Genomic DNA, 19,310 nt, shown 5'->3' with positions numbered 1-19,310 from the left:
GCCTCGCGGGACGCAACGCAGGAGTTCTGCCGCGAGCCGGTGGGTCTTCCCGCGGGAGCGGCGGGTCTGCACGCTCGCGGGTGCGCACAACTCCTGCACAAGGGCGCGGGTGAGGCGCTCGTTCCGGCCGGCGGGGCGGATTGCAGGAGCCGTGTCGGGTTTCAGGCCGTGCCCGAGGCCTCGACGCGGCGCGCGGCCCGGCGAACCGACTCCGGCACCGGCGTTCCCGCCATCGTCTGCGGCGAGGTGACGGGGTCGCCGGCGACGACCCGCAACGGCAGCATCCCGGCCCAGACGGAGCGGTCCTCCCCGTCGTCGTCGACCTCGACGAGAGAGCCGGCGTTGTCCTTCACGCTCGCCTGGGCCAGCGGGATGCGCAGCACCATGGTCGCCGCGATCTCGCGCGCGGTCATGGGTCGCACGTCTTCGCTGCGCCCCGGCATGAGGTGCTCCGACAGGGTGAGGAGAGCCGCTTCCTTCTCTTCGGGAGGGACGACGGATGCCACCGCGTGCACGACCGCGCAGCGGTAGCGCATCGAGCTGTCGAAGAGCGAACGAGCGTACTTCAGGCCCATCAGGTGCGTGATCGTCAGACTCACCGGGGCTCCGGCGGCGATGCGGCGGAAGAAGTCGCTGCCGGTCGAGCCGTGCACGAGGAGGTCGTCGCCGTCGCGACCGATGCCCACCGGAAGGGCGACCGGGCGGTCGTCGCGGACGATCGCGAGGGTGGCGTACAGGGCCGTGTCGATCACGTCGTACAGGGCCGCGCGGTCGGTGCGCTGATGGTGGGCGCCGCGGCGGACGCGCGTCAGGGCGGTCAGGGGCAGGTCGGTCATGGGTTCAGTCCACGCGAGTTCGTGGCCCAGGTCATAGTCCGCTTTTCCCGCATTCTCGTGGACCAGTGACAGAATCCGAGACATGATCTCCGCCGGCATCCTGGATCGCGAATCGTCGGTGCCCCTGCACGAGCAACTCGCGCACAACCTGCGCGCGGCGATCCTGTCCGGACGCACCGGTGGGGGAGAGCCGGTCCCCCTCGACGCGTGTGCTCGCCGCCGATCTCGGGATCGCGCGGGGGACGGCGGTGGCCGCCTACGAGATCCTCGCGGGGGAGGGCTACCTGGTGACGCGCTCCGGGAGCGCGACCGTGGTGGCTGAGGTCGTCGGCTCCGCGTCCCGCGCCGTCGAGAGGGGGCGCGACGCCCCACCGACGCCGTCCCCCACCTTCGTCGATCTGCGCCCCGGGCGGCCCCACACTCTCGGCATCGCCGACGCCGCCTGGCGCTCGGCCTGGCGCCGCGCGGCCGCTGTCGATCCGGCGCCCGATGTCGACGACGTGCGGGGCGACCCCCTTCTGCGCGACCAGATCGCCCGGCATCTCGGCCGCACCCGCGGGCTCGACGTCATCGCCGACGAGGTCATCGTGACCGCGGGGACGAGCGATGCGGTGCTGCTGACGCTGCTCGCGCTCACGCCCCGGAACGTCGGTCGCCCCCTCCGCGTGGGCATCGAGAACCCGGGATACCCGCGCGTTCGTCGGGTCCTGCACCGGCTGGGGGTCGAGGCGGTGCCGTTCCCGGTGCGCCTCGACGACGGTCTCGATCTCGACGCCGTCGAGGCCCGCGCCGATCTGGACGCCCTCGTCGTCACTCCTCACCATCACTACCCCCTCGGAACACGGTTGGATGCCGCTGCCCGCGCGCGACTGCTCGCCTGGGCCGCGCGCACCGGCGCGGTGATCGTCGAAGACGACTACGACAGCGAGTTCCCCCACGGGCGGGCACCGTTGCCCCCGCTTCACCTGCTCGATCCCGCGCGGGTCGTCATGATCGGCACCCTGTCGAAGGTCCTCAGCCCGGCGTTGCGGAGCGGGTGGATCGTCGCCACCGGAGAGCTGCGCGATCGCCTCGTCGCGGCTCGGGCCGACCTCGACCCGCCGGTGTCGCAGGTGCAGCAGCGCGCGCTTGCCCTGTACCTCGGCGAGGGCGCGCTCGCGCGGCACACCGCCCGTCGCCGTCGCGACTATCGCCACCGCCGCCGCCTGCTTCTCGAGGCCTTCGCGGGGGTCGAGGGGGTCGAGCTGACTGCGATGGACGGCGGGTTGCACGCCGTCGTGCTGCTGCCCGGGGCCGGCCCGGAGGTCGAGCGGGCGGTGGTCGCCGAGCTCGCGGCGCGGGGAATCCTGGTATCCCCTCTCTCGGGGTACGCGGCACCGGAGACCGCCGTCGATGTGCCCGCGGGAGTCGTCTTCGGTTACGCCGAGCCGTCGACGCCGCTTCTTTTGCGAGCGGTGGCGGAACTGATCGCGACCGTGCGCGCCGTCGTTCGGGCGTCGCGGCTTGACCCTGACACGGTGTGAGGAAGGAGAACAGAAGCATGTTGTCCATCGGAGCGTTCGCGCAGATCGGCCAGGTGACTCACAGGATGCTCCGGCATTGGGACACCACCGGCCTGCTCGTCCCCGCGCACGTGGACGAGCGCAGCGGTTACCGTTCGTACGATCCGTCGCAGCTCGAGCGGCTGCACCGGATCGTGGCGTTGCGACAGCTCGGTTTCGGTCTCGACGACGTCGCGTCGATCTTGGAGCAGGGAGTGGATGCCGATCGCATCGCACTTCTCCTTCGCGAGCGGCGCGTCGAGGTGGAGCATGAGCATCGGATCGCCGCCGCGCGGCTCGTCGACGTGGAGCGACGCCTCCACCTCATCGAGAGAGAAAAGCACATGCGAGAGATCGAGATCGTTCAGAAGTCGCTGCCCGCCGTCCGTCTTGCCGCCCGTCGTCGCCTGGTCGCCGACGGCGCCGAGATGGCGGACGTCGTCGGACCTGCCTTCGACGCCGTCGCCGCGGTCATCGGCGCCCAGAAGGGCGCGCTGGACACCCCGATCGCTCAGTACGCCGCTCGTGAAGACGGAACCGAGGTGATCGCCGGGTATCTGTACTCCGGTGGCGAGCGTGATGGCGTCGAGATCGTCGACCTCCCCGCGGTCGAGGTGGCCGTGTGCGGGATCCATCTGGGATCGATGGACCGGATCGGCGAGAGCTGGCAGTCCGTCCACGCACGGATCATAGAGGGGGGATTCATCCCGTCCGGCCCCTGTCGCGAGTTGTACGTGCGGGCCGAGTCCGACGATCAGTCCGACTGGGTGACCGAATTGCAACAGCCGGTCGTCGCGGTCTGACGCGACGAGTCGACCGATTCGCGCCGGCTTCCGGGCGCTCGCCGGCTCTTACCGCCCGAGGATCTCCAGCGCCGCCATCGCCGCGTTCTGGCCACCGATGCCGCTGACCACCCCGCCGCGCTGGGCGCTCGAGCCGCACAGCAGCACGCGCGCGTGCGGGGTCGCCACGCCCCAGCGGTGGGCCGGGCCGGACGCGGGCGCCTCGAGCCACGGCCACGACAGCGTCCCGTGGAAGATGTCGCCCCCGACCATGTTCAACGACTCCTCGAGGTCGCTCGTGGTCCGCGCCTCGATGCACAGCCGGCCGTCGGGGGCCCGCACGATGCAGTCGCGCAACGGCTCCGCGAGGACGGAATCGACCGAGGCCTGCGCGGCCGCGAGCAGGCGGGCCCCGGCGGCCACGGCATCCGTGTCGTCGATCAGGCGATGCGGGACCTGCAGGCCGAACATCGTGAGCGTCTGCGCGCCCGATGCCCGTAGGTCGTCGCCGAGGATCGACGGGTCGGTGAGCGAGTGACAGGAGATCTCGACCGGGAGCGGCTCGGGGAGGAGCCCTCCGGATGCCGCCACGTGAGCGGCATCCAACTCGGTCATCGTCTCGTTGACGTGGAACGTGCCCGAGAACGCGGCCTCGGGGGTGACCGATTCGTCTCGTAGGCGGGGTAGGCGCGAGAGCAGCATGTTGACCTGGACCTGCGCGCCCTCGGGCTCGTCGGCCCCGGTGGTCGCGGAGCCGCCCGCGGCCAGCAGCCGGTCGAGCACGGCGCGGCCGACGCCGCTGAGCACGAGGTCGCCGTGGAAGACCTCGGAGCGGTCGGTCATCGTGTGCACGTCGCCGTCGGGCGAGACCGAGATCACCTCGACGCCCGTGACGATTTCGGCCCCCGCCTCGCGGGCCGCCCGCTCGAGTTCGGTCGTGACGGCGCCCAGGCCGCCCACCGGGACGTTCCCGTCCTCGGTTCCGCCGCCGATGACGTGGTGCAGGAAGCAGCGGTTCTGCGCGAGCGAGGGGTCGTCGGACGACGCGAACGTACCGATGAGGCCGTCGGTGAGGGCGATGCCCCGCACGAGGTCGCTCTCGAACGAGGAGCGCAGCAGATCCCCCAGGGGCCGCGTCGTCAGGGCATCCCACAGCTCGTCGTCGCCCACGCGCTCGCGCACCTCGTCAGCGGTGGGCAACGGCTCGGTCATCGTGGGGAAGACGGCCCTCGCCACCGGGGCGAGCCGGTCGCCGAACGCCGCGAAGCGTTCGGCCTCAGCGGCGTCGCCGGTCGTGCGCGCGAACGAGGCGGCGGTCGCCTCGGCATCGTGGGTGTCCACCAGGATGCCGCGGGTGGGATCGGTCGGGTCGGGCGTGTAGGAGGAATAGCGTCGACGACGCAGCTCGAGGCGGAGCCCCAGATCGTCGATGATCTGCTGCGGCAGCAGGCTCACGAGGTACGAGTAGCGCGACAGTCGAGCATCGACCCCCGCCCACGGGCGCTCCGACACGGCGGCGCCGCCCACGGCATCCGATCTCTCGATCACCACCACGCGTCGCCCTGCCCGGGCGAGATAGGCCGCGGAGACGAGGGCGTTGTGCCCGCCCCCCACGATGACGACGTCGTACCGGCGAGAATCCGAAGCGGTCATGGCCCCACGCTAACCACGGGGACGAATTCGTCGCAGGGGGTGGCGCACGTAGCCTGGATGCCATGACTTCCGCAGCCGACCTGCTCGAGATCGCCACGCGTATCGCTCGCGAAGCCGGGGAACTGGCCCACCGTCGGCGCCGGGAGGGGGTGACTGTCGCCGCCACCAAGTCGGCCGCCGCCGACATCGTCACCGCCGCCGACCGGGAGGTCGAGGCCTTCATCCGCGCCGAGCTCGCGCGCGAGCGGCCCGACGACGGCTTCTTCGGCGAGGAGTCCGGGGCCGAAGAGGGAACGAGCGGCATCACGTGGGTCGTCGACCCGATCGACGGCACCGTCAACTACGCGTACGGGATCCCGGCGTGGGCCGTGAGCATCGCCGCCGTCGAGGGGACTGCCGAGACCGCGGCGTGGACCGCGCTCGCCGGGGCCGTGTTCAACCCGGTGACCGGCGAGCTCTTCCGGGCCTCGCGCGGCGGGGGAGCCTGGCTCGGCGACCAGCGCCTCGCGGTCAGCGAGGTGGGGCCCGCCGGAGGCCTCGTCGCGACCGGTTTCGGGTACAACCCCGAGACGCACGGCCCGGCTCTTGCGCAGCTCGCCCGCGTCATGCCGATCGCCCGGGATGTGCGCCGTATCGGCGCGGCCTCCCTCGACCTGGCCTCGGTGGCCGCCGGACGCGTCGACGCGTACTACGAGCGCGGGACGCAGCCGTGGGATCACGCCGCCGGCGCGCTGCTGGTGGCGGAGGCGGGCGGCGCCGTCGGAGGCGCCCCCGGAGGCCGGCCCGGAAACGGCATGGTCATCGCCGCGGGACCGGACTTCTACAGCCGTCTCGAGCCGCTGCTGGACTACGAGCGCTGACAGAGCGTCTGCTCATGGCATTCCCAGACCAGCCGAGGTAGGGTGTTTACCAGTTCGTTATCTTCCGCAACCCGAACCTGCGGAGATGGCCAAGCCCCCCAGCCCGAAGCCGTCGCTTTTCGCGACACGACACGAGAGCCCTTCCGCGTTGCCGTCAGAAGCCTCTGAGACTGAGCCCGCCGCCACCCGGCGGTCTCGTCGCCCCCTCCCCACGCCCGCTCCCGAGACGACCCCCCGGCTGACCCGAGCCGAGATGCGCCGTCGCTCCGCAAGCGAGACCCCCGTCGCCACGCTCGACGCCCCCGCGTCGGCACCCAAGGCCGCCGACCCCGCCCCGGTCGACGCCGAAGCCGCCTCTCAGCCCGAGCTGATCGAGAGCGTCGCCGCCGCGGTCGTCGAGACCGTCATCGCCGCGACCATCGAGCCCACCCTGCCGCCGCGCGACACCGCCGCGACTCCCGCCGAGCAGACCCCGGATGCCGCGTCCTCCGACGCCCTCGAGGTCACCGTCGTCGATGAGCAGCGTCGTTCCGACGACGTCGCCGTGATCCTGCAGAGCGCGGACGGCGCCGTCGCGACCACCCCGGTGTCGCTGCCGACCTCGCCCATCACCCTTCCCGCCAGCCGCCGCGCGCGTCGTCGCCCCCAGGCGTCGGTCATCCTCGACTCCACGGTCGACGAGACCCCCGTCGTGTCCGAGCCGGTCGCTGAGCCGGTGTCCGAGCCCGTCGCGCGCCAGACGACGAAGCCCGTCGTCGAGCAGCCCGCCATCGAGCGGCCGGCCGCCGCCGCGGACACCGCCGACGAGACGGCCGCGGACGAGTTCGCGACCGCCGCGCGCCTGTTCTCCTTCACCGGCGAGACGCCCACGCAGCAGGCGGCGCCGGTCACCCCGGCTCCTGAGCCCGTCTCGGAGGGCCTGCCCGCGGCAGCCGCTCCCCGCACTCGCCGCAACGTCCGCCGCATCGCGGCGACGTCCTTCTCGGTCGGCGTCATGGGCGTCGTCGGACTCCTCACGGTCGGCATGACCATGCCCGTGAGCGCGATCGCCTCGGCGAGCGGCACCGACAGCATCACCGCGCCCGCGGCCGACACCGCGACGACCCGTCTCGCGGTCGGCGGGGACGTCGCCTCGGCCGACGGAGCGATCCAGGCCTACGTCGCGCCCGCTCAGTCGCAGGCCGCGGTCGTCGACCGCGCCGACGGCTTCAGCGCCACCACGTACTCCAAGATGGCCGTCGACTCGGGCATCAAGTACCCCACGAACTTCTACGTCAACGACCCGACGGCGCCCATCCAGTGGCCCTTCGCGGTCGGCGTGTCGATCTCGTACGGCTTCGGCATGCGCGACGGCGGCTTCCACGAGGGTGCGGACTTCGTCCCCGGTGAGGGCGCACCCGTCCAGGCGATCGCCGACGGCACCGTCCGCATCGCGACCGAGCAGGGCGGCGCCTTCGGTGTGACCGTGCTGATCGACCACGTGATCGACGGCCAGCTCGTCTCGAGCCGCTACGGACACATGCAGTACGGCTCGCTCCAGGTCACCCCGGGCGAGAAGGTCCACGTCGGACAGTTCCTCGGACGCACCGGCAACACCGGTCGCTCGTTCGGCGCGCACACGCACGTCGAGATCCTGCAGAACGGCACGACCCCGATCGACCCGATCGCGTGGCTGCGCCAGCACGCCGGCGGCTGACCCTCGATTCGTAAGAGAGTGTCGAGGTCTGATATTCTCTTCTAGTTGCCCGGAGCGATCCGGGTACGCCCCGATAGCTCAGTGGCAGAGCACTTCCATGGTAAGGAAGGGGTCGTCAGTTCAATCCTGACTCGGGGCTCAAGGCATCCTCATCTGAATCCTGGATGCCGTGCGGCGGGGTAGCTCAGTTGGTGAGAGCGCACGACTCATAATCGTGAGGTCGCGGGTTCAAGCCCCGCTCCCGCTACTTCAGGGATAGGACTCCGGTCTTACTCGAATAATCTGTTTGACTCGCCGTCGTCATTTTCGATGTCCATGGCTCGCTGTATTGTGATCCCCGCCGCGATAGACGGAAGAACACGCGAGGATTCACGTGAGCATCGAGGACAAGCCGCCCGTTGACAACCCGATCAAGTCGTCCGCCGACGACGTACTCGGTCGCGCGGAGGTTGCCCACGATTTCGCTAGGAGCCTTCGTCGGCTGGACCTTTCGGAGGGCGCCGTGGTCGGGGTCATGGGCGCTTGGGGGTCAGGCAAGAGCTCGTTCGTCAATCTGATGCGTGAGGAGTTCGAGCGGGATCCCGGACTCGCTGTGGTCGACTTCAACCCGTGGATGTTCTCGGGGGCGCAGCAGCTCGTCGACGTCTTTTTCAAGGAGATCGCGTCTGAACTGCGACTGGCGGACAGGTCGCGGTTTGGAGGGATTGCCGAGGCGCTCGACGAGTACGGTGACGTTCTCAGTCCGATCGCCATTCTGCCCGTCGTCGGCGGATGGTTTGACCGTGCGCATAAATCGTACAAATCCGCCCGGCGGTGGTGGAAGGAACGTGGAGCCAAACCCCTTCGTCAGAAGGTCTCGGACGCTCTGGCCGGGCTCGACCAGCCCGTCGTGGTCGTCGTCGATGATATCGACCGCCTGTCGACCGAGGAGATCCGCGACATCTTCAAGCTCGTACGGTTGACGGCGAGCTTCCCCAACGTGGTCTACGTGCTGGCCTTCGATCGGCTCCGCGTCGAGAGAGCGCTGGACGAGACCAACGTTCCCGGCCGCGCCTATCTCGAGAAGATCGTTCAGCTCAGCTTCGACCTGCCGCAGATCCCCCGCGAGATGCTGCGACGGCAGATCTTCGAGAAGCTCAACGCGGTCCTCGACGGAGTTGAGAATCTCCGCTTTAGCCAGAGCGAGTGGTCGTCGGTGTACTTCGAGATCATCGAGCCCCTGATCGGCAGTCTGCGCGACGTCACCCGCCTGACCCTGTCGGCACGGTCGACGATCGAAGCGCTGGGCAGTGACATAGAGGTCGTCGACATGCTCGCGCTCGAAGCCGTCCGCGTCTTCCGGCCCGAACTTTTCCAGCAGATTCGGGATCTGAGACAGACGCTCACCCAAGAACCGAATACATACGGCAACCGCGATACGAAGCCGCAGCAATCCGAGATCGACAACTTCATCAAGGTCGCGGGCGACGACGCGGACGTCGTCCGAGCCCTGATCCACCAACTTTTCCCGATGGCGCGGCGGTACACGGACAACACGCACTACGGCCCCGGTTTTGGCGCCCAATCCAAGCGGGGTCACCGGCTGGCCGACATCAACTACCTCGACCTCTATCTGGAGCGAACGGCTCCGAGCGGACTGGTCTCGTTCCGTCGTGCGGAGAAGGCGCAGAGTTTGCTCGCGGACCGGGAGTCTCTCGGGGAGTATCTTGACAGCTTGCAGCCCGAAGATCTCGAAGACACCATCTCCGGCCTGGAGGTGTATCAGGACAGCTACCCGATCGAAGCCGTCGTGCCGGCGTCGATCGTACTCATCAACCGCATCAAGGATATCCCCGACCGAGATTCGCGCGGCGTTCTCGACATGATGCGCCCTGATCTCATCGTCGGACGGGTCGTGCTGCGGCTGATGTGGCGTATAGGAAACGAGGCCGACCGCGAGACGGCCGTGCGGGAGATCCTGCCGGAACTGGCCTCCTACTCGTCGCAGTTCCAGCTCTTGAAGACGGTAGGCCACATGGAGAACGCGGGGCACAAGCTCATCAGCAAAGAGCTGGCGGACGAGCTTGAGGCCGAACTGCTGGATCGGGTCAGCCGTAACCACTCGGCGGTACCCGCTGAGGAATGGGATCTGCTGCGCGTGTTCTGGCACACCGCAGAGGACCTGGGCGAGGCATACGTCGCACTGGACTTCGCGAACCCAGACGAGATCCGGTCGCTGATCAATTCCGGGAGATCGGTTTCCACGAGCCAGTTCCTCGGATCCGCGAACGTTCGAAACGAGGAGCGTCTGTGGTGGGACGGACTGCTACGCGTCTTCGGCAGTGAGGAGTCCCTCAGCGCCGCGATCGGCGTGTTGCGCCAAGCGGACGGTGACAGTCCGATCGTGCAACTCGCGGAAAAGTATCGCGACGGCTGGAGGCCGAAGGATTTCGAGTAGCCTCGGCAGCGGGCGAGGCGCGCGGGCTTCGCCAGGGGAGCCGTGCTCTCTCGCATGGGTTCCGTCTGCTGACAACGGACGAGGGGCTTCGCGAGCCGCTGCCTCGCGTCGAGCTCCTTTCAACGGGCGCACCCAGAGGTGCCGTCGTCGACCGTGTTCCCTGAGATCCTCTGATGTATAAAGTCATCGGCGCGGTCGTCCCACTACGTTGACTCCGCACTCGCCTCGCCTCAACGCTTCTTCAGCACCCGGGGAGTTCTGGCACGAACCTTACGACGGCTGGTACGTCGCGGAGAGATTTGTGGCGAGGCCAGTGAGGTTGCCGCCCGGGGTTTCCTTGTCCGTTGCCACGGAGCTGACTGTGTGGGTGGGTGAACCTACAATTCCGTACCGGGAACCTGAGAACTCCTGGGACACGCAGGGAACCGTCGTCTTCCTTGTCGAGGAGCTTGCGAGCTTCGACTGCACGCTCGGTCATCAGATCTCGGGGTGTGATCCCTACGCCTCGTCGTCGAGGCCGCAGGCGAGAAACTCACCGGGTGGGAGGAGCTTGAGTTCTCCTGATCGAGGCGCCTCGGATGTGCCCGACCGCTGTGACTCTTGAGATCTACTCGTCGGCTGACGTACATCGGACGCTAGTCTGCCGGGATGAACACTGTGCCAAGCCCAGCTGACGTCGCCCGCCGCCAGTCTCCGGAGATTGGCCTGGTCACCGACGGACACGCCGATCGACTCCGTGCGTTTGCGTTTTTCCCCTACCGAGGGCCACGACCCAGTGGAACCGTCCTGGAGAACGTTGAACTCGGCAGGCTTGCTTGGGAGGAAACGCTTACGTCCCTCGCGAGTCTCGCGGAGGCAGAAGAATGGACTGGGCTGAACCCGACCGGGCGGCCACTGCCGATCCTCGATAGTTTCCTTCGGTATACGTATGGCCGGCTGGTAATGGAAGACAAGATCGCGGTGACAGACGACGGAGCTTTCGCCGCCTTCAACACCGGTCTACTGTCGCCCCACGCTGAAGAGATTTTCGGCTTCTTCAGTCGCAACAATCATGAAAACGCGCAACGGTGGGTATTCGCCAGCTGGGTCACAGAGTCCAGTCGCGATCTTCTTCGCAACTTTGACACACCGCCGCAGATGGCTGAATACGTTACGTCAGCGTCGGATTTGGTCTACGACTGGCGCCGGGAACTCAAGCTCGCGTACGACCACATCCTCGGTGACAACATTGATCGGTTCCCAGGGGATATCGCCGAGCAGCCCCTGCGGGCTCGACAAGCGCTCGACTCGGCTGTCAACCTGACTCTGCGGAGAGTGCGCAGGAACCACAAGATGGTGATTCCGCAGTGGTATCCGAAGTTGGGCGAGGGTGGTGCCCAGTTCTTGATGCCTCTTGACCTCACGGGGGACGGTAAGGCGGACCTTGCCCTCGTGGTATCGGCGGTGGGTGACCGTGCCTATCGTGGACACACCGTACTGACCCTGGACATGGCATACACGAATGCAAGGCTGGTAGCACGTCCCGATAGTGATTGGTTGGCGCCCAGCGCAACTCCGATTCCAGCGCCCGACGACATCTTCTTGGACGAAGACGACGCGCATTGATTTGGCGGGAAGGCTCGCTCTCGCAGCGCCAATGACGAGTTGCCATCGATGTGATCGTTACGCCCAGTCCGACACCTCGGAGCGTCGTGTGCTTCCTGACGCCCGCACGAGGTCGGATCCTGGTCTCCGCAGTTCAGTCTCTGAAGTGCAACCGAGACGGTCATCTCCGAGATGGAAAGCTTGCGCCCGTCACGAGTTGATGTATCGCAAGCTTTACGTCTCCTAGACGTCTTGCGACGTTTCATTCGGAGCCCCGCGCATGCGCGAACCGGCCAGGGACGCGATGTGCTCGAATGTCTTCTCGGCGCTTTGTCGAGCGGCGACCGTTCTTGCCCCGGATCGCCTCGCCTGTTCCATCAATGCTGTCTTAAAGACATTTGGCCACGGCGAGAAATCTTCGTTTCCTGGAACATCGATGTAGAGACCGTTCTGTGTGAACGTTGACTTGAAGCTCGACCCGGAGGTACCCGATTTGATCTGAACAACTCCTCCGCGCAACGCCAACTCCACGAGAATACCTTGACTGGGAAGATCAAACCCGATAATGAACTCCGTGGGCGCTGGTCGAACAAGCTTCACCAGCAGTCCTGCGTTTCCTCGGGAAGTGGCCCATTGACAGATCGCGTCACCGTCAGGCTCGTACTCCGCTACGCGAATAGCGTCGCTTATGTCGGGGAACGCGCTGCAGTCCAAAACCAACACCGGTATAAACGCGCCGCCGAACGCAAGGTGGCTCGCGACCATACCGTCCCCGACTATCCGCACGACTCTCGTTGGGTCGACTCGGTGCCTTCGCGACCTCCCCATCACGAACCCGCCTTTATGTTGTCGAGTGTCCATTCACGACCGTCGCTGTCGGTAAGTCGCAGACTCTGGCGGAGGACGGGTCGCCCCGCGGTTCGCTGATCGCTGATATCGAACTCGAGTGAGCCAGCGCTAACCTGCCGTGCCTTTAGTTCTAGGGGGAATGCGAGCACGGGCGCCGACGGACTATTGCTCAAGGCCACCTCGCTCAACATATTCTGTGTTTCAAGGCGGTACTCAATCCAAAGTGAAGCACGTCTGATCCATATGGCCGAGTGTGACTGATTCGTGATCTCAACCGACAGCACAATGCTCCGCGTCCCAAAACTAGTTCGTTGGCGTGCTTGCACAAGGTGAATGTCCACGTCTGGGAGAGCTCGCAACTCAGCACGCTGCGCCACCCCGAGTGACTTCTTCGCGGTATTTCGGCTGCTTATCGACACGCCCAGCGCGGTCCCAGACACTCCTAGCGCGAGGGCAGGAACGAGGATTGCGAGGAAGGGGGCGGCTGCCTTTAGCACTGCGACCGCGTCGTTTACAAAGTCCACCTGCACCCCTCGAACTTTGCGTTGTCAGTGAGACGCCGATCGGCGGAGGCGACCACTCTGTCCCTGCTTTCAGTCCGGTGCGGTCACCGCTCCGTAGTCGGCATCGCTGTCCACGGTACAGGCACGCAGATCCGTGACGGTCGCACCTCTCGCGTTGAAGTTTGAGCTGCGACGGCGGCTGAGTCGATGTGGTTGGTCCACGTATCGCTTTCTCTCCCTCAAGTGGGTTCGGCCGTCAGCAACAACATATTGGCGTCCGCGCTCCTGACGCACGCGGAGAACGAGCTGTGGCAGCGGGCCGACGAAGACTCGATCGCCGCCTAGGTTCGACTCCCACCCCGAGGCCGGCGCTGTATACCTGCCCGAACGAAGGCTTGTCGGACACCGTTGTAGCTGACCTCGAAGTGCGTGGCGATAGCGGCGATCGATCTGCCGCTTCTATAGAGCACTGCGGCTTGACGGACCTGGTCGTCGTCGAGCGATTGACACCGAAGCTGGACACCCTCCTCGCGAAGCATCTTCAGCAGGCCACCCTTTGAAAGGCTGTAGTCCACGCAGAGGGATGGGGTTGTCTCGCCGGACTGATACTTCTCGACGATCTCAGCGATGAGAGCGGGATTAAGTCGACGACGTAGGAGTCGAGGCACCCGCTCCGAGGGCGAGCTTGAAGATGCAGAATTTGGCGCTAGGCCAGCCATTTTTTGTAGTTCCACCAGGGGCGGAGACAGAAGTACCCATTTTTTCGAGTTGCGGTGTACTGGCTCTACATCTCGGAGGGGCTAGCTGCCTTACTCGAAAAATTCGGTCGACCCGCCTGCTGCCCTCGCCGAGTCGAAGGACAGGTACCAGTCCTCGATTCTCGCGAAGGTATCCGCATTCACACGCTGCTCCAACGCCAGTCCAACCTTCCGCCCGTCTTCCAGGGCCGCCGATCGAGCATGTCGAGCAAGAAGGAGCGCGCGTCATCCCTCGCCATGTTTCATGTCCTCCCATCCCCTGTCACTTGGGGTGCGCCCCCCTGTCACTTGGGGTGCGCCGTCGGCTGCGTCGTCTTGTTCGCTGTTCCGCATCTCCCACTCGCGGAGTGCGCGTCGCTCCGCGCCGGTCGCGGGCCAGTCCTCGATGACGGCGTTGACGTACCAAACCGGCCCGATGGAGTACCCCACGTCCGGTAGGGGCGCCCCATGCCGCGCGCGATGCGGCGAGTTGCCTGACACCAGGCGTCGGCGGCCGCTTGGCTAGACCGGGTCGTATAAGCGCGGCCGGAGGTTAGAAGGTCCTGCGCGCTGACGTCAGAGTCCACGCTTACATCGTTTCAGTGGTGCGAAACTGACCGGTTTCGCACCATGTGGTCTCTGGGAGGGAGTGGGGTCCGGAGTGGAGGCTGCGCGCAGGGCCGATACGAGGCGTGGGGGCGCGGTGGGGTCGGACGCGGCTTGGGCGGGAACGAGCTGCCCAATTGATAGGCCCCGGGCCGAGGCTTACGCGCTCGGTGACTCCTGCTGCGCCTTGATCTGGTTTATCCGTTCGAGAGGGAGGGTGCCACGCTGCCCAACTACCCAGCGGCGACAGTTGCTCACTATGAAGCGGTTGACGTTGAGGTCACTCGGGATGTCGTCGCCGATCACTAGCAGTTGCGTGGGCGAGATGGGAAAAGTGACCGTGGAGAAATCATGCTGGGCGTCCGGTCGCCACAGTAGGACCGCCCCATCGCCCGTGAAAAGGACGTCGGTTGTATAAATCTGCCACGTCCATCTCTCTAGCCCGCGAGACGTCAGTCGGAGCGTGTCTGAGTGCTCGTGGGTAAGGACCAGCATGTCTCCTAGCAGGAGGTCCTTCTCTTGGGTGGTGCCGTCCTTCATCAGCATCACTGCGGGTACTCGAACGCCGGCGCGGTCGGCGTATCGGCCGCGATGCAGGTGCATGTCGAGGAAGGCGATTGCCGCCTCTGCTTCTTTCTGGTCGAGCCCCTGTTCCGCGCGGAGCTTGGCGATCGCCGACATGCCCCGGTCTTCGATCTCTGCGTACCGGTTCTCTAAGTCCACCGCCATGACAGCGGGGTCGTAAACGTAGCTGACGATCGAGGCGTTCTTGTACGAAGACTTGTACCCCCGCCCGTCCTGGACGTCTGCGACGTCTAGGACGTTCTTTTCGTCGGCCCAGGCGCGAATGTAACTGCCGGTCACCATGTGGCCCCGTCTCGTTCCGGAAGCGGAGGGCTTGCCGCGCGATGGTCGCGCACCCTGAGGACTCCCAGCCGTAGAACTCGTCATGCGGTCACACTAGATCGATCTTCGAACGGCTACTTGTGGAGTCACGCAGAATGCGTGGACTCGGTGGTCAGTCGTTGGGATCGTCATCGCCGCCGATGAGGTCGGCGTTTCCATCCCAGGTGCCGACCACGTGGGCGGTCAGTTCGCTTTTCCAGTGGCCGCGAGCTGCGAGGTGCAGGCGCGCGAAACGTAGACGCCAACCGGCGCCGATGAGGTCGCTGACGAGCTGGTGTGCTCCGTCGAGGGTGACCGGTTCGGGAGCCGGGATTCCGTTGGGGTTGCTGATCTTGATTCGAAGTCGGTCACCGGGAGCGACAGAGGCCTGCCTTTCCGTGGGGGGCTCTTCGGTGTCCCACTGTTCGTGGCGTAGTAGCTCACGGTGCATGTATTCGTTGCGGCCCTTGTTGGCGGCGTGGGCGGCTGCCACGGCATCGAGGATCGCGACGCGGACGTCCTTCTCGACCTTCAGCTTTTCGACCATTTGCTTCGCCTCGCGATGAAGGTCGCCCCACCGGTCGGGCGTCGCGAAGAGATGTTCGCGCGTCGCATCGCCGTGTCTGAGCTGGGCGTGGAGGCCCCGTAGTTGAGTCTCCATCCAGACCGTCTCTTTCGCGATTCGACCGAGAAGGATCAGCCATTGATCGTCAACGTCGAGTTGCGCCAGCTCGTCTAGCTCCATCCGCTCAGGTTCTCACCAGCCAGACGCCCGCACCATTCTCTCTCCGTCCCCCAGTACATGCCGCTCTTCACGGCAGAGCCCCCCGAGCAGCGAGACCGTGCCACCGTCAGGTGGGTGGCTCATCCCATGCTTGCGTCCGTGTGATCAGTGGTGTCCTCTGCCTCCGCCAGATGCCACTCGGCGCGAGCGACGAGTTCGTCGAAGGTAATCACCTCGGGCTCGAGGAGGTTGCGTCGGAACAGTTCGAAGCTTCTCACTCGGTCCGGGAGCGGCCCTCCTGTCGCTCCGGTCAACTCGGACTGGGAGCCGACGATGACGAACGATCGAGGTCGAAGTATGAATGCACCAGAACTGAGCAGTTCTCCTTCAGCCGACGTATCTTGCAGAAAGTCACCAAGATCTCGGGCAGCGAGGTGAGTCGTCTGCTGCACTTGTACGACTGCTCCCGCCAACTCTTTGGAAGGTGCGAAGCAGCCGGAGCGGTACTCCTCTGCGAGAAGCGCTGTGCGGTGATGCTTGATCTCCGCGAAGACCAGGCTGCGTACGATCCCCGCGGAAGCCAGCAGCGCATCAACGCGCTTCCCCACGCCCTTGATGCTTCTGCCGACAACCGTCTGTTCCAGCTTTCCCTCGTCCCACGACGTGAGGAGTTGACCGCCGAGACCTATCCCGAGGACCCAGGGATTCTCTTCCAGGAGCCGTTGCCAGGCTCGCTCAGGGCCGCCAGCGTCTTCCGTTGCCGCGTCGAACTGTTCCGGAGAGTCAATCCACATGCGCATCTGCGTGACGACGGTTCGGCGACGTTGCAGCGCTACGACATCCTCCGCGGTCGCGTCAGATTCGATGAGAGATCGAAACCGATCTGGATTGTCAGCGTAGACGCGCGCGATTGCTCCGGGGTCGGAGAACACGTCACGAAGCAATTGGTCGTCCACGTACACGGACTGATCGCCTTCGATTGGTATCGCGTCGATGGCGCGAAGCGCTTCCAGCAGCGCCATCGATTGGTCGCGGTCAAGCTCGAGGACATTTTCCAATCGAGTCAGATCGCCGGACGTGGGCACGCGTTGGATCCTAATTTTTCGGACGGCGCCGGATTCTCTGGCGACGTGGAGCTGTACCTGCTTGCGTCCCCCAGGCGTGGTGCTGATGACCTGCATGGTCCAATCCCAACCGGCGCCGTCGTCTGACTGCACCTCGTCGATGACCCGGTGTACATAGCGCGACGGGTAACCCGCGTCACGCCCAAACTGGGTGATGAAACTTCGCGAGACGTACGTGCGAGTCGTAAGTCTTCCCTCGGCGTACGTGACCTCATTGGGTAGAGGTACGTCATCCCAGTTGATCCTCGGCACACTCATTCCTACCGCAAGGCGAGCGTGCGAAGCGGACCACTGGGAGACCAAATGCGAAAACGAAGGTGGCGAGCCCCGTTCTGCCTCCAAGTCGACTCGGGGATGGCGCGAAACCGATCGGTTTCGCAACACATGAGTCGTAATCTCTGGGGCCAGCTGCTGTAGGACGGTGCGTCTTCGTTCTGTCAGTGCCGCGTGTCAGGATCGGGCGCGTGCCAGAGACGTCGTCGACGGGTCAGGTCCTGTGGGGCGGCTCACGTGGGTTTGGTTCGCTAAGTGACGAGGGCCACGCTCTCACCCGGCAAACTCGAACCCGCATAATCGAGCTGTGACACCAAATCAGCCCTCAGGCGACGAGCAGCCCGCGAAGACGGGACCCGTGGCACGATTTCTGGCCTGGTTAAAGCGTGTCAGCTACGGGCGACGCATCGCAGCTGGTGTCACGGCCTACGTCGCCGTGGCAATCCCCATCGTCCTGCACGTACCCGCCGAGCTATTGAACAATTGGGTACCAGGACTCACCCCGGGGGAACAGGGAAAGCTTCTCGGTGCTGCGGGAAACCTGGTGCTTCTCGCGCTTGGCGGCGTCATTGCTGTTGTCACGGTTGGGCTCAGCCTCTCGAGACATCGACAAGAACTCGATGCAGCAGAACGCGACCGTCAGCGACTATTCGACGACCAGGAACGTGAACGGGCGCGGCTCTCAGAGGTTGCCGATCAGCGGCGCGTCGAAACCGAAAGGTCCCTACGAGAACGTTTCGTGACGACGGTGCAGCTTCTCAGCGATACCGCTCCCGTCAATCGACAGGCGGCGCTTTATGCACTTGGCGCCCTTGCCGACGACTGGGACGCACTCGACAAGCGCGATGAAGTGCAGGTGTGCATCGAAGTCCTCACCGGCTACCTACGCGCACCCCGCACAAAAGAAATGTTGTCGCCCCTCGACCCCGAGGAGACTCAATACACGGACCCGGAAGACTACTACGTCACCCAACGCACCACCCCAGTGGAAGTTTCCGTCAAGCAAGCCGGATACGCCGTCATCCGGAACCATCTGCAGCAAGGGGCGTCGCCAAGCTGGCATAACCATCAACTCAACCTATCCCGCGCTCACATCGACTTCCCTGTCGAACTACCGCGACCACTCATCACAGCAGACGGGGCGCTCGACCTGCGCGGCATCTGGATCGGCCACAACGGAAGTGCGGACCTCGCGGCCGCGCAGATCAGCGGAGCCGGACGCTTGCATCTGACCGAGGCGGTGATTGTTGGGAACGGAAGCATCGACCTCCGAGCTGCTGTCGTCAGCGAACGCGGGACCGTCGACCTCCGAGACGTGTCGATCAGCCACGGGCAAGTGCACCTCATGAATGCGAAAGTCACCGGTCTTGGAAGTGTGGTCCTTCGAGGAATGCGGATCCGAAATAGGGGGATCGCAAACCTTCAGGACTTGTCGATCGGCGACGGGGGGAACGTAGACCTCACGAGCGCGTCGATCGACAAAGACGGACAAGTGCTCCTGCACAAGCTGGCGATCAGCAACGACGGAAACGTAGACCTCGCCGACGCAGCGATCGGCGGGGGCGGGATCATCGATCTGTCGCGAGCGGTAGTCAGCGACCGTGGGCGCATTGATTTCGCGCGCACGGCAATCGGTGCCACCGGCCGTATAGACCTCTCGGGTGCGGTAATCAGCGACGGTGCAACCGTGGACCTCGACGCCCCGAAGATCACCCGTGGCGGACGCGTAATCCGACCAGATGGAATGTCTTCGATGCAGGCGACGTAGAGCGATCAAGCCGCCAAAGAGGTTGGATTGGGGCGGTGGCGCGGTGTCACCGGCCAAATCCCCTCGACGTTGACGGTTGCCTTACCGTCATTGTTTGGTCCAAGGTTGACGCGCGTAATGCCAGGGACGAGATACCTCACTTGTAGGTACCACCGCGCGGGCGCAGCTGAACCCCCTCCTTGATGAGGCGTTGCCGGACATTGTTGTAGCTGGTGTCGAGGCGAGACGCGATGGTGGCGATTGGATGGCCACGCTCGTACATTGCTCGTGCGGTCTCAACCTGTTCGCTTGTGAGCGGTTGACGTCGCAGTGTTGCTCCCCCGTCTCGAAGCAAGCGAAGGATGCCGGTCTTCGACAGGCCGTAGGTCGCACACAGACTCGGCGTCGTCGAGCCCGACTCGTACTCAGCGACGATTTGCTCGATCAGCGCAGGTTCGAGGCGTCGGCGAAGC

Annotated in this window: 13 protein-coding genes and 2 tRNA genes; 9 read left to right on the top strand and 6 right to left on the bottom strand. The window is 65.5% G+C overall.

Annotated features, from left to right (window positions below; translation table 11 throughout):
* Nucleotides 1-161: 161 nt before the first annotated feature.
* Nucleotides 162-836: a pyridoxamine 5'-phosphate oxidase family protein gene (locus OVA26_RS14975; RefSeq protein ID WP_268104660.1), complete on the bottom strand. Its 675-nt coding sequence runs from the start codon at nt 834-836 to the stop codon at nt 162-164.
* A 179-nt stretch (nt 837-1,015) separates the two neighbouring features.
* Between OVA26_RS14975 and pdxR the strand changes: the two genes are divergently transcribed.
* Together pdxR and OVA26_RS14965 are read left to right on the top strand one after the other, a co-directional pair.
* Complete coding sequence (gene pdxR, locus OVA26_RS14970) at nt 1,016-2,359, top strand: MocR-like pyridoxine biosynthesis transcription factor PdxR (RefSeq protein WP_268104659.1); 1,344 nt, start codon at nt 1,016-1,018, stop codon at nt 2,357-2,359.
* A gap of 17 nt (nt 2,360-2,376) precedes the next feature.
* Nucleotides 2,377-3,180 (top strand): MerR family transcriptional regulator, encoded by an 804-nt coding sequence (locus OVA26_RS14965; RefSeq protein ID WP_268104658.1) that lies wholly within the window; start codon nt 2,377-2,379, stop codon nt 3,178-3,180.
* 48 nt (nt 3,181-3,228) lie between these two features.
* Here the strand turns inward: OVA26_RS14965 and OVA26_RS14960 are convergent, their stop codons facing one another.
* A complete protein-coding gene (locus OVA26_RS14960) occupies nt 3,229-4,812 on the bottom strand; it encodes a phytoene desaturase family protein (RefSeq protein ID WP_268104657.1) in 1,584 nt (527 codons plus the stop codon).
* Between the two features lie 62 nt (nt 4,813-4,874).
* On the opposite strand from OVA26_RS14960, the gene OVA26_RS14955 reads away from it, so the two are divergent.
* From OVA26_RS14955 to OVA26_RS14930, 6 genes are all read left to right on the top strand, one after another.
* The gene (locus tag OVA26_RS14955; protein ID WP_074695453.1) at nt 4,875-5,672 is read left to right on the top strand and encodes an inositol monophosphatase family protein; all 798 of its coding nucleotides are present in this window, start codon (nt 4,875-4,877) and stop codon (nt 5,670-5,672) included.
* A 253-nt stretch (nt 5,673-5,925) separates the two neighbouring features.
* A complete protein-coding gene (locus OVA26_RS14950; protein WP_268104656.1) occupies nt 5,926-7,368 on the top strand; it encodes a M23 family metallopeptidase in 1,443 nt (480 codons plus the stop codon).
* A 67-nt stretch (nt 7,369-7,435) separates the two neighbouring features.
* Nucleotides 7,436-7,507: transfer RNA gene (locus tag OVA26_RS14945), tRNA-Thr, on the top strand.
* Nucleotides 7,508-7,541: 34 nt separating this feature from the next.
* A tRNA-Met gene (locus OVA26_RS14940) sits at nt 7,542-7,615 on the top strand.
* A gap of 126 nt (nt 7,616-7,741) precedes the next feature.
* Nucleotides 7,742-9,805: a KAP family P-loop NTPase fold protein gene (locus OVA26_RS14935; RefSeq protein ID WP_268104655.1), complete on the top strand. Its 2,064-nt coding sequence runs from the start codon at nt 7,742-7,744 to the stop codon at nt 9,803-9,805.
* Nucleotides 9,806-10,453: 648 nt separating this feature from the next.
* A complete protein-coding gene (locus tag OVA26_RS14930; protein WP_268104654.1) occupies nt 10,454-11,410 on the top strand; it encodes a DUF3825 domain-containing protein in 957 nt (318 codons plus the stop codon).
* A 2,833-nt stretch (nt 11,411-14,243) separates the two neighbouring features.
* On the opposite strand, the gene OVA26_RS14925 is transcribed toward OVA26_RS14930, so the two are convergent.
* The 3 genes from OVA26_RS14925 to OVA26_RS14915 all read right to left on the bottom strand — a co-directional run bounded on the left by OVA26_RS14925 (nt 14,244) and on the right by OVA26_RS14915 (nt 16,778).
* On the bottom strand, nt 14,244-14,951 hold the full coding sequence (locus tag OVA26_RS14925; protein ID WP_268104653.1) for a DUF4238 domain-containing protein: 708 nt from the start codon (nt 14,949-14,951) through the stop codon (nt 14,244-14,246).
* Between the two features lie 151 nt (nt 14,952-15,102).
* Nucleotides 15,103-15,714: a hypothetical protein gene (locus OVA26_RS14920; protein WP_268104652.1), complete on the bottom strand. Its 612-nt coding sequence runs from the start codon at nt 15,712-15,714 to the stop codon at nt 15,103-15,105.
* A 119-nt stretch (nt 15,715-15,833) separates the two neighbouring features.
* Nucleotides 15,834-16,778 carry a Shedu immune nuclease family protein gene (locus OVA26_RS14915; RefSeq protein WP_268104651.1) on the bottom strand — a complete coding sequence of 315 codons (945 nt, stop codon included), beginning with the start codon at nt 16,776-16,778 and terminating at the stop codon, nt 15,834-15,836.
* Between the two features lie 670 nt (nt 16,779-17,448).
* On the opposite strand from OVA26_RS14915, the gene OVA26_RS14910 reads away from it, so the two are divergent.
* A complete protein-coding gene (locus OVA26_RS14910) occupies nt 17,449-18,858 on the top strand; it encodes a hypothetical protein (protein ID WP_268104650.1) in 1,410 nt (469 codons plus the stop codon).
* Nucleotides 18,859-18,994: 136 nt separating this feature from the next.
* On the opposite strand, the gene OVA26_RS17435 is transcribed toward OVA26_RS14910, so the two are convergent.
* Entirely contained in the window at nt 18,995-19,120 is a 126-nt protein-coding gene (locus OVA26_RS17435; RefSeq protein WP_442786076.1) for a helix-turn-helix domain-containing protein, read from the bottom strand.
* Nucleotides 19,121-19,310: the final 190 nt, after the last annotated feature.

It is taken from the genome of Microbacterium sp. SL62 (assembly GCF_026672635.1).
GTDB classification, from domain to species: domain Bacteria; phylum Actinomycetota; class Actinomycetes; order Actinomycetales; family Microbacteriaceae; genus Microbacterium; species Microbacterium testaceum_A.
Note: the sequence above shows the minus strand (reverse complement) of the source record. Positions and strands in the feature narration are given on the sequence as shown.